A 12,114-nucleotide genomic window follows, 5' to 3' on the forward strand; every position below is an offset into this window, starting at 1 on the left:
AAACTCAATTGAAAATAAAAGCGATTTTAACACAACCGAGAAAATTGAGAAAAAAGAAACCGCACTTTTGTGCGGCTCTTATCATAAATTTGAGGGTTAATTGATGATTTTATCTAAATAGAATAAGCAGAAAATAGCTGAAATGCCAATAGCTACCCCTACTCCATTGATTTTGCTTATTTTTTCTTTAAACACTAACGCACCAGTAATTGTCCCTAAACAAATTACACCGATATTCATTCCCGCAAAAACTAATGTTGGATTTTCGCTGAAACTTTGGTGCGCTTTAATATAGAACAGAATATTCATAAAGTTTAAACCGCCGAGAATAATTCCGCCCACAAAGCTTGGCACTGTAAACACTTCACGTTTAAGCAATAAATAACCAAACATCACACAAGCCGCTAACACAAAAGAAATAAATAACGTTGCTGGGAATGCGCCGCCACTTTTCGCGACTTGTTTAAATAGAATATCAATAATGCCGTAACCAAACCAAACTAAAATAAGTCCGATCATACCTTTGACATTGTTCTCTGTATCTATCGGTTTATTTAATAAACAGAACAACGCCACGAATGCCAAAATAATGCCAATTAAACGAGCTTGGCTTAGTTGTTCACCGAAAATTAAAAAGGCAGCAACGATAGGCAAAAATAACGATAAGCGTTGGGCTGCATCGGAACGAACAATGCCCGCAAACTCAACTGCTTTCGACATAATGATAAACACCGTCGGCAATAAAATACCCAATGCAAAAAACACGGGCGCATTTTCACTTTGCACCACGAACTCGGTGAAACCTAATCCTTTAAAATCAGGTTTGAGTAAGAAATAAGACAACCCAAGAGCCACAATGTAATTGAATGCGATGGCTTGTTGTATAACAATATTTTTTTGACGCGCAACTTTCAGTAAAACTGAAACCGCGACACTACACAGAACAGCAATAATAAGATTGTGCATTTTTACTTCCTTTAAAAAATGTTAAGAGGGGATGATTATAATCTTTTCCCTCAGAGATAGAAATCATATATCCACGCGATTTCAAACAAAAGTGCGGTCAAAACTTTTAATATTTTGACCGCACTTTTTCTTGTTTTTAACTACGCTGTTGCACCAAATCCACGCAAACCAACCACGTGAACGTGTTCTTGGTTGCCAGCAATTTTACGCACCAGTTTATAGGTTGTTCCTTTTTCTGGGCTGATATTTTCAGGCGCGGCGATAAGTAATTGCATATCTAAACGCTCACACAATTCAAACAAGGTTGAAATGGATTTCGCATCTAAACGTGCCGCCTCGTCTAAGAATAATAAGCGACAAGGCACAATATCTTTACCACGAATACGGCGAGATTCTTCTTCCCAGCTTTGTACCACCATTAGCAAGATTGACATACCTGTACCGATCGCTTCACCCGTTGATAATGCGCCACTTTCTGCACGCAACCAACCATCTGCACCACGATACACTTCCACTTCAAGATCGAGATAATTACGATAATCAAGCAATTCTTCACCAATGGTTTGTGCTGTACGTTGTCCCATATCAATATGCGGATTCAAACGTTGATAAAGTTTCGCAATGGCTTCTGAGAAGGTCATTCGATTATCCGTGAAGAGATCTTGATAGTCTTCTTGTGTACCTGATAACGCATCCAGCAACATTGCATGGGTGTCACGAATATTCACTACTAAACGCACCGATTTCACCTGACCAAAGGCAATATTTTGTAAGCCCTGGTTCAACATACGAATACGGTTTTGTTCACGTTGAATGGTCTTACGCATAATGTTCGCCACACTTTCAGAACTGATCGCCAATTTTTGCTCACGGCGTGTCAATTCATCGGTTAAACGAGATAACTCAATTTCCATTTGCTCAATTGCATCGATTGGATCATCGGTTTTAATGATGTCTTGACGAATACGCTCACGTAAATGTTGATACACAGCAATAAAGAAACGGACTTTATTTTCTGGCTTACGGTTATCTTCTGATAAGCGTAGGCTATCGCGTAAGTATTCATTGTCAGCCACGGCAGTACGCAATGCACCCAATGCCTTATCCGACATTGAACGTAATTCATCCGCAGATAAATAAGCAAACTCACGACGATTTAAACGTTTTTCCACATCGCTACCACGAGATAAACGCATCACCACACACCAGCTCACTTTTGCAGCAACTACTAATTCACGCTGTGTTTTGTAGTCACGCTCTGCTTTACGAATACGCGCGGCTAAGCCATTTGCTTCACTCTCAATTAAAGTTAATTGTTTTTCGACTTGTGAACGGCGAGTTCGGCTCGTTGATAATAATTGATGTAATTCATCACGGCGTTGTTTTGCACGCTCCTCTGCACCTTCATCGGCTCTCACACCTAACTCACCAACTTCTTGCAACAACTCTTGTAACATTTGATTTTTGTTGTTGAATGACGTTTGTAGCTCAATATATACGCGGTTGTAATTACTATATTGCACTTGTTTTTGGCGTAGCTGTTCACGTTGAAGTTCACGCTGTTGCTGCATTTCCTCTAGTCGTGCACGTAATTGTTCGTTTAATTCTGAGGTTTCAGATTGAACACGTTCTTCATAAGCAAAATGCGGTTTACGCTGTACTACATCAGCCAACGCAAATAAGCGTTGTTGAACTTGTTTTTGTTGAGAAATAGCTTGCTCATAATCCGCTTTTAAGCGTTCATAATTTTCTGGATCGCTTTGTAAGGTATTCGCAATCGGTTCTAATTGTGACAACGTCGCGCCGTATTGACGAATAAATAACTCATCTTGCTCTGCAATGTCTAATTGCTCACGACATTCTTCAATACGATCAATTAAACTTTCATCAGCAAGCAATGCTAACTGCGGTAGAATTTTATTCAACAGTTGCATTTTCTCTTTTGCACTGTCTAATTGCAGGCGTAATTGCTGTTCAGTTGTGCTGAAGTTATTTAATTCACGCTCAATTTCATTACGTTGTTGACTAATTTCCGCCATTAATTCTTCTGGGTTTGGCTGGAAAGCTAATGCAAGATGTAAGCCTACGAATTGACCAAAATGTTCGTGTAGACGCTGACATTTTTGTACATCAAATGCACGTTGTGCATACTGCTCTGCCACTTCATCGCGTTGAACTTGTAATTCTTCTAAATATTTCTCACGTGCTGCACGTCCAAATAATGGAATTTCAGGGAATTTTGAATAGCGCAATTCACGTTCAGACACTTGTACAACTACACCGTGCGCAAGTTCTTGTGCAGACAGCACACTGTCATCAAATGCCGCTGGGTCACCCTCAATTAAATAGAGATCATCTGGGCAATCTTCTAACTGTTCTAATTGTGCTTTGACGGTTTCTAAATCACGCACCACAATTGCGTGGCGTGCTGGGCCATAAAGTGCAGAGAAATAAGGCGCATCTTCAATTGGCACATCATCATAAAGTTCTGAAAGCAACACACCACCAAAACGTTCTGCAAGTACATTCAAACGTGCATCTTCTGAACCATCTGGTTGGCTTAAACGTGAAACTTGCGCTTCTAACTGTTGGCGTTTTTGTTCTAATTGATCACGCTCAATAGTCAATTCACGCTCTTTTACCAATTGCGCTTGCATAAAATTCATCACATCTTGGCCATCTGCAAACATCTGTCCGCTTTGTTCTTGTAAGCGTTCAAGTGCAGATTGTGCAGTCAACCAAGCTGGCGCTTTTTGTGCATTTTCGTTATAAAGTGCGGTCAATTGTTCGCGTTTTTGACGTAATGTTGAGCGTTGTTCCACTTGCTCGGACAATTCTGCACTCACATCTTCCAATAGCGCTTCTTGTTCTGCGTGATATTCCTCTAACTCGTCTGCAGTCGCTAAATCTAAGTTTGCACGTTGATTAAAATCTTTTAATAAACGCACCGCACTTTGTTGCTGAGCATAACGTTGTTCAAGTTCGTGTAACTTAGCACGCAATTGTGGAGTTTGTTGGGCTTGTACTTTTTGACTTGGATATTCACGTAACAATTCTTTTGCTTGCTCAAATGCAGCCGAACGAGGAATTTCTCCCGCCACTTTACATACAAGCTGATAGGCTTTGTCGAATTGAGTTTTTGCTGCCTCAGAAATTGACATTTTATGTTCAAGTTCAAGCACTTGTTCCGTCAAACTTTCTGCATGCGCTTCAAATTCCTCGTGATACGCATCAATATTTTTGACACTTAAATCTGCTAAACCACATAAGGTTTTTGCTTTTTCAAGTGCTGCAATCGCTTGTTGATATTGCAATGCACGGGTTTGTTGCGCATCTAATGCTTGTTGATAATCCGCTAATTGCGCACGAATTTGATCCACTTCTTGCTCGGTTTGTTCAACTTGCACTTGTGCTTCTTCTAAATGCTCATTTGCGGTTTCAACAACGATTTTTTGTTCTTCTAAACGCTCGACAATTTCCGTAACATCTTCTTGATAACGTGAGATTTTTTCTTGATGACGTAACGCATTAAGCACCAAATTTAAGTGATCAACTGCACTTTGGTGATCCACTTCTAATGTTTTTTCATTTTCTGTGAGCTCTGCCAATTCACGACTTAACTCAACTAAACGTTGTTGAGAAAAACGTTGTTCTGCTTTGGCTTTATACCAATCTTGGCGAAAACGCACCGCACTTTCGATATTGCCACGACGTTCATTGGCATTACGCATATAGTCTGAGGCCACATAGTTGGTGGTTTCAGTAATTAAATGTTTGAATAAATCACGATCAGATTGAGTCACTTTGATCGCTTCTAAAGTCATACGGTTTTCACGCAATGCGCTTTCCATATCTTGGAACGCTTTACGCACGCCTAAGTTTTCCGGCAATAAATAGTCACGTAAAGAACGGGTAATCGCACTTGAAATACCACCGTAAAGAGAAGCCTCAATCAATTTATAGAATTTACTACGGTCAGAAGAGGAACGCAGGCGTTTAGGAATAATCCCCAAATCAAACATCATTCCGTGATAATCCGTAATCGAATGATATTGCTTAAATTGTGCGCCCGCCTGCTCCATTTTGTCTTTTAATTCATTTAATGAAAGCACACGTGCTTGGCGTTCACCGACAATTTCAGTGAAAACAGTCGTTGGATTTTCAGATAAGGCTAAACCTTGAATGGAGAACGTTTTGATATCAACTTTTTTGTCACGCCCTGCCACTTGTTGTAGTCGTGCACCCACGATAACACGTTGATTGCGCGAGTTGATCGTATCTAATGCCGCATAACACACACCTGGACGTAATTTACCGTGCAATCCTTTATCACGTGAACCGCTAGTTGCGCCTGCTTCGGTGGTGTTACGGAAATGTAATAACGTCAAATCAGGAATCAATGCAGTTACAAAGCCTGCCATTGTGGTCGATTTCCCCGCACCATTCCCCCCAGAAAGTGTTGTCACTAATTCATCTAAATCAAAAGTACGTGCAAAAAAACCGTTCCAATTAATTAAGGTTAATGAACGGAATTTACCACGCGGCACATGGTGAGCTTGGTTAAAGGCAGTTTGAGGAACAACAGATTCTGCTTGTTCGATGTTTTCAAGGGCTAATTCTTCAGACATTCTCTTTATTCCTCATCATCTAATTCATCTTCAATTTCTTCATTTTCGACCGCACTTTCTGCGTTAGCTTGGCGTTCTAATGCTAAAGAGTCTGGTGTTGCGGCTTCCCCGTCACGAATTAAGCGTAATTGTGCTTCTCGTGGGTCATCGCCTGAACGCACTTCTGCACCAAAACGGAAGACCGATTCTGAAATCGTAAATTTACCGCTATTTTGCTCGCCAACCGTATGAATCATACCTAAACGACGTAAACGGCTTAATGCTGCACGCACTTTTTCTGCTAATTTTTGTTTATCTAAGTCAGAACCCGAAGAACGTTGATTGACTGCTTTTAAGAGTTTGTTTTCATCCGCCAAATTTAATAATTCATCATACACTTCTTGCGTGCTGAAAATGCCTTGCTGGGCCAAACGCTCAGGGCTTAAATAGAGATAACACAGCACTTTGCCCACTAACATTTCAAGCTCAGTCAGCACAGAACGCGCGATCAGTGTCGTTGCTTTTGGACGCAAATAGAAAAAACCTTCTGGCGCACGAATCAGCTCCACATTATAACGGCGGTAAAACGTATCCAGTTCACCTTGGAAATCCATTAAAAATGCGTGATTGTCTAATTGATCAAGACTAATGTGTCTGCCTGAACGCAATTGGCTATCCACAGCAGGAAAGAGCGGATTGGCAATCGCCGCTGCCAATTTAGTTGGAATAAGATCTTGAAGATTGTCTGTCATGGTTTGTTCTCTATTGATAAAATTTCGCTAAAACTTACCGCACTTATTTATACTCATCAATTGGATGAGCCTGCACTTCCGCGCCACGTTGGTTGATTGGCTCCCAATGCGGATAAACACCACTTAAATCATCTTTTGCCAAACCTAAACGGACGGCTTGATCAACGATAATTCGTGCTACATCGAAATGTTTTGTGACAGGGTAATGTTCTAATTGTTCTTTTAACACTAAACTTAAATTAATTGGGCGGTTATGCTCTCGATAATCAATTAATAAGCCTTGCATATGTTCCACGATTTGATCGTGTAAATCCGCCAGAGATTCATATTGCAATGCTTCTGGCAATTCACCTAAGGCATCTTCCTCGCGCAATGCTAATTCTTCATCACGTAAATCCACTAAGCGCTCTGCTTGCGCCGTCCATAAAAACCAAGGCTGATCAAAATAATGATGAATAGAATTACGTAGGCGTTGTGAAAACACGCGGTTTTTATCCATATCAATTGCGGTACGAATAAATTTATGCACGTGGCGATCGTAGCCAATCCATAAATCAATCGCTTGCTGACCCCAACTGATAATACGGTCAAGTTTTGATTGTAAATCGGTAATTAATTGTTCCACAAAATACAAATTTTCCTGACCGATCACACAATCTTGAATACGTAATAATTGCGCTTGTAATTTATCCCCTGCTGCATTTAACGTGTCTTGTAATTCACGTAGATTGCCTGATGTTTCATCTAATAAACGTTCACAGCTTGCAATCGCGGCTTGCCAATCTTTTGTCAATAATTCAGCAATTTCTTCTTTAATACTGTGCTGATTTTCATCCATCACACGTTGAGATAAATCGATACTGTCAAAAATCTCTGCCACAGAATATTTTAAAGGGGCGAATACATTACGGCGCCAGTGATGTTCATCGCCGCCTTCTTCTGCCGCTTCGGATGCACGTTGAATTTCATCTGCCACAATTGAAAGTTGAACAGATAAACGCAAGGCAGAAAATTCACGCTGGCGAATGTAATAATCGGACACGCCCACCCCTAATGGTGTTAAGCGATAGATCGATAACCCTTCGGTAAACTCACTACTAAAACGGTTTAAAAAACGCTGTTTCACCAGCTCATTGATCGCATTGTTGGCACGGGTAGAAATGGTTTCAGAGGACTGCTCAAAGGCACTCGAAATATGGCGAAAAATATCGACTAAATCAGCCTCTAACATCTCACCATCAAGACGTTCATTATTATAAATCGCAATGGCTAACAAAAAAGCTAAACGTTCAGTCGATAAATTCAAAGAAAACTCACGCTCTCTTGCCCAAGAAACCAACTCGGGAATGGTTTGTGATGTTTCAAGCATTAAAAAGTCTCACAACGGGGATAAATTACGCAAAAAAATTGGATTGATTATACAGGATTTTGTCCATTCTAACAGTGAAGAAACTCACAAAAAATCCACCGTAACCTCCTGCCTTAACGAATTTTTATTGGAAAAATCCTGATTAAGCCTTACTATACGCAGACTTTAACGAATGACGAATAAAGAGAATGACAGAAACAACTCAACAAGATAAAAAACAAACTTACAATTTTAATAAGTTACAAAAACGCTTACGCCGCAATGTTGGCAATGCCATTGCGGATTTCAATATGATTGAAGATGGCGACAAAGTGATGGTTTGCCTTTCAGGCGGAAAAGACAGCTATACTTTATTGGATATTTTATTAAATTTACGTTTAAATGCTCCAATCCATTTCGATATTGTGGCGGTTAACTTGGATCAAAAACAACCAGGTTTCCCTGAACATATTTTGCCTGAATATTTAGCCAGTATTGGTGTTGATTATAAAATCGTTGAAGAAAACACTTATGGTATCGTGAAAGAAAAAATTCCAGAAGGCAAAACCACCTGTTCACTTTGTTCACGTTTAAGACGGGGCATTTTATACCGCACGGCAACAGAATTAGGGGCAACTAAAATCGCGTTAGGTCATCACCGTGACGATATGTTAGAAACCTTATTCTTAAATATGTTCTATGGCGGTAAATTAAAAAGTATGCCTCCTAAATTAATTAGCGATGACGGAAAACAAATTGTGATTCGCCCCCTCGCCTATTGCAAAGAAAAAGATATTGAAAAATATGCTACGGCAAAACAGTTCCCAATTATTCCTTGTAACCTTTGCGGCTCGCAGCCGAATTTACAACGCCAAGTGGTCAAAGACATGCTACAAACATGGGATCGCCAATATCCAGGGCGTATTGAAACCATGTTTAGTGCCATGCAAAATATTGTGCCTTCTCATTTATGTGACACAACTCTGTTTAATTTTAAAGACATCAAGCGCGGTCAAATTTTAGAGAATATTGAAGGCGATATCGCATTTGATAAACCAGACTTTTCGGCACCTGTCGTGTTTGATGAAGAAGAACAACACTTCTCAGAAAATGAACTGATCCAAATTAAACACGTTCAATAACAGGATATTGTGTAAGAATAAAGCGATTAAAACGACAAAATAAACAAGAACATCAACAAGAAGGAAAAAATATGACTCAACAAGCAATTTTTGCAGGTGGCTGTTTCTGGTGCGTCGAAGCTGTCTTCAATCAAATTAAAGGTGTGGAAAAAGCCACCTCAGGTTACATTAATGGCACGACTGAACACCCAACTTATAAAGAAGTCTGCACAGGCGAAACAGGCCACGCAGAAGCGGTGAAAGTCGAATTTGATGAATCAGTAATTAACTATGAAAAATTATTAGAAATTTTCTTTTCTATTCATAATCCGACACAGTTAAACCGTCAAGGTGAGGATATTGGTACGCAATACCGCAGTGGCGTTTACTATTTAACTGAGGAACAAAAAGCCCTTGCTGAACAAAAAATTGCAGAATTACAACCGCACTTTTCAGAAAAAATTGTGACGGAAGTGCTGCCTGCAAAAACGTTCTACTCTGCAGAAGAATACCATCAAGGCTACCTATTACAAAACCCACAAAACACCTATTGTAACCTTGTTGCAACGCCTAAATTCTTAAAAGCCAAAGTCAAGTTTGAAGAAATCTGGAAATAATTTTTCGCAAACCTACCCTTTCAATAAAAACGTCGCCTTAAGATAAGCAAGGTGGCGTTTTTCTTTTATTATATTTAATATTTTAAATGGATAAAACCATTAATGTTCATTTTTAAATCTATTTTTGATTATATTTAAATCTTATTTTGAATAATATTTGTTCTTTAATTTCCCCCATCAAGCGCTTGTTAATAATATATTCAAATTCTTTTGCGATTATATTTTAATCCAAAAGTGTATTTATTTTATTCTAATATAGAATGATATTTGATCAGATTAAAAAATAAACATAATTAAAATCATATTTTATTTTAATTTCTAAATGATTAAATTGTGATCTAGTTATCATTTTTTAATATTAAATTTCCATTTTTTATAAAAAAATTGACATCAAAATAAGAATGATAATAATACCCGCGAGCAGATCAAAAAATTATCAAAAATAGTTTGATTCTCGCCCAATATACAGCAGTAAATAAGATGTAATACTAAAAAATAAGGTTTTTATATGAAAAAGGATATTTTAAAAGCAAGTCTAGCCGCATTGTTAGTCTCTTCCGCTCTTTCCACTTCTGCCATTGCAAATAATGCAACCATTCAATTACATGAAGATGCAATCAATGCACATAAAAAAGTCTTAGATACCCATGAAAAAGCAATTAATGCGCAAAAAAATGTATTGAATACTCATGAAAATGCGATTAATGCTCAAAAAAATGTATTGAATACCCATGAAAATGCGATCAATGCACATAAAAAAGTATTAGATGCTCATGAAAAAGCAATTAAAGAGCACAAAGGTGCGTTAGATACCCACGAAAAAGCAATTAAAGAGCATAAAGGGGCATTAGACACACACGAGACAGCCATCAGAGAACACAAAAGTACATTAGATACGCACGAAACCGCAATCAAAGAACATAAAGGCACATTAGATACACACGAAAAGGCGTTAAGAGATCATAAAGGAGTCTTAGATATCCATGAAACTGCGCTCAGACAGCACAAGAGTGTGTTAGATATTCATGAAAGTGCATTGCGTATTCACGAAAAAGCCATTCTTGAAAACCGTGCCAATATTGAAATTCTTGACCGCCGTGTAGACTATTTACATCTAGAACTGAAAGATGGTCTCGCGACACAAGCTGCTTTATCAGGTTTATTCCAGCCATATAACGTTGGTAAATTCAACGTAAGCGCAGCAGTGGGTGGCTACCGTGATCGCTCCGCGGTTGCTGTTGGTATGGGATATCGCTTTAACGAGAAAGTCGCCGCAAAAGCTGGCGTCTCCACAAACGGTGGCGGCATGGCATATAATGTCGGTGTTAATTACGAGTTTTAAGGTTAACCCTACTCTATTTTAAGGAAAAAGAGCCACGCGGAATGTGGCTCTTTTTTAATGAAAAAAATCTATCCACTCAAAAGAATATCTTATCTGTTATTTTATGTGATCAATAAATTGACTTTAAACCATAAGGTAACACAATACCAATCATGTATTTTTCTTATCCTCTCCTCAGTAAGCATAATGAATAAGTTGGTTTCTTTTCTCCCCCTAAATTTTTATTCAAATCGAAAAATTAAATGAGGAAATACTATTTCCGTTAAGAACGTTGGCATAATAATCTAATGCCTTATTGGGATAACTGAATAACATGTTATCGACCACGCGGCTTAATATTCATCATTCCATGTGATTAAATATCAAAAAGAAGGAAAACAAAAATGGATTAATTACATTTAATTTTTATAATATTTAAAATTAATAATATTGTATTTTTATTATATTTGAATTTATTAATATGAATTGAAAGAGAAGAAAGTGCATTTTCTTCATAGTTTCTCATTTTTTCTCCTTTCTATTAACAAATTTCATCGTCAAGAATGTCAACATTCTATTCAGAATGGAAGAAACGTTTTACTCTATGCTTTTTCTTTTTTTATTATCATTTGGTGGGTACCCGTAGGGTATTTGAGATACGTCATTCAATATGGGGAAAATGTAAAAAAACATCACTTATTTTCACATCATCTAAGTCCCCTTTTTTGTATTTGATTGCCTTTTTGATGCTGCTCATTTCACTAGTACAAGTGAGTAGTTTAATACTCCATTATAAGAAGATATTCCTACTAAAAGCAAGCATTTTTTCCTATTGTCAAAAATTAAAAATAAAATAAAAACAATCATTTACATGATTATCAAAAATTTTGTTGAAATTACACAAAAATCATTTGACAAAAAAACCATTGTTATAATAAGGTGTAATTGATCACATAGTGATCACAAACTGATCGTAGTTTGATCAAATGGCAGTTGTAAATCTATTTATTTAAATATAGTTACGAGGGTCTAAATATGAAAAGTCAAACTTTAAAAACCAGTTTAATCGCCTTATTTGTATCTGGTGTTGTAGCCAATTCTGCATTAGCAAGTGATCCAGCAATAGCAGCAAATACTGCAGGAATTAAGGCAAATACCGCTGCAATTGAAGCGAATACTGCGGGAATAAAAGCTAATACTGCGACTATTAATATACACACAACAAGAATACAAGAACTACAAGACAGTAAAGCGGATAAGACTTATGTAGATGGTGAATTAGCTAAAAAAGCGAATCAAAGTGATTTAGACGCGGCTAAAGCAGATATTGCGACCAACAAAGCAGATATTGCGACCAACAAAGCAGACATTGCGACCAACAA

8 protein-coding genes are annotated in these 12,114 nt (G+C 38.0%); 4 read left to right on the forward strand and 4 right to left on the reverse strand.

Annotation, left to right across the window (positions count from 1 at the left end; all coding sequences use genetic code 11):
- Positions 1-96: 96 nt before the first annotated feature.
- The 4 genes from ACWIT3_RS05100 to mukF form a co-directional block, all read right to left on the reverse strand.
- Complete coding sequence (locus ACWIT3_RS05100; RefSeq protein ID WP_457161716.1) at positions 97-966, reverse strand: EamA/RhaT family transporter; 870 nt, start codon at positions 964-966, stop codon at positions 97-99.
- Positions 967-1,106: 140 nt separating this feature from the next.
- A complete protein-coding gene (mukB, locus tag ACWIT3_RS05105) occupies positions 1,107-5,594 on the reverse strand; it encodes a chromosome partition protein MukB (RefSeq protein WP_457161717.1) in 4,488 nt (1,495 codons plus the stop codon).
- Between the two features lie 5 nt (positions 5,595-5,599).
- Positions 5,600-6,325 (reverse strand): chromosome partition protein MukE, encoded by a 726-nt coding sequence (gene mukE / locus ACWIT3_RS05110; RefSeq protein WP_046338436.1) that lies wholly within the window; start codon positions 6,323-6,325, stop codon positions 5,600-5,602.
- A 43-nt stretch (positions 6,326-6,368) separates the two neighbouring features.
- Entirely contained in the window at positions 6,369-7,694 is a 1,326-nt protein-coding gene (mukF, locus tag ACWIT3_RS05115; protein WP_457161718.1) for a chromosome partition protein MukF, read from the reverse strand.
- A 188-nt stretch (positions 7,695-7,882) separates the two neighbouring features.
- Between mukF and ttcA the strand changes: the two genes are divergently transcribed.
- The 4 genes from ttcA to ACWIT3_RS05135 form a co-directional block, all read left to right on the forward strand.
- Positions 7,883-8,815: a tRNA 2-thiocytidine(32) synthetase TtcA gene (gene ttcA, locus ACWIT3_RS05120; RefSeq protein ID WP_457161719.1), complete on the forward strand. Its 933-nt coding sequence runs from the start codon at positions 7,883-7,885 to the stop codon at positions 8,813-8,815.
- Between the two features lie 71 nt (positions 8,816-8,886).
- On the forward strand, positions 8,887-9,411 hold the full coding sequence (gene msrA, locus ACWIT3_RS05125; protein WP_457161720.1) for a peptide-methionine (S)-S-oxide reductase MsrA: 525 nt from the start codon (positions 8,887-8,889) through the stop codon (positions 9,409-9,411).
- A 508-nt stretch (positions 9,412-9,919) separates the two neighbouring features.
- Positions 9,920-10,753, forward strand: coding sequence for a YadA-like family protein (locus ACWIT3_RS05130; protein ID WP_457161721.1), 834 nt, complete (start codon positions 9,920-9,922; stop codon positions 10,751-10,753).
- 1,014 nt (positions 10,754-11,767) lie between these two features.
- Positions 11,768-12,114, forward strand: a 347-nt coding sequence (locus ACWIT3_RS05135) for a hypothetical protein (RefSeq protein WP_457161722.1), incomplete at its 3' end; no start/stop codon positions are given.

This window comes from Pasteurella sp. P03HT, assembly GCF_054052285.1.

Coding starts and splice junctions, on each gene's coding strand:
- mukF (WP_457161718.1), bottom strand. CDS start 7,694: ATGCTTGAAACATCACAAACCATTCCCGAGTTGGTTTCTTGGGCAAGA.
- msrA (WP_457161720.1), top strand. CDS start 8,887: ATGACTCAACAAGCAATTTTTGCAGGTGGCTGTTTCTGGTGCGTCGAA.
- ACWIT3_RS05100 (WP_457161716.1), bottom strand. CDS start 966: ATGCACAATCTTATTATTGCTGTTCTGTGTAGTGTCGCGGTTTCAGTT.
- mukB (WP_457161717.1), bottom strand. CDS start 5,594: ATGTCTGAAGAATTAGCCCTTGAAAACATCGAACAAGCAGAATCTGTT.
- mukE (WP_046338436.1), bottom strand. CDS start 6,325: ATGACAGACAATCTTCAAGATCTTATTCCAACTAAATTGGCAGCGGCG.
- ACWIT3_RS05130 (WP_457161721.1), top strand. CDS start 9,920: ATGAAAAAGGATATTTTAAAAGCAAGTCTAGCCGCATTGTTAGTCTCT.
- ttcA (WP_457161719.1), top strand. CDS start 7,883: ATGACAGAAACAACTCAACAAGATAAAAAACAAACTTACAATTTTAAT.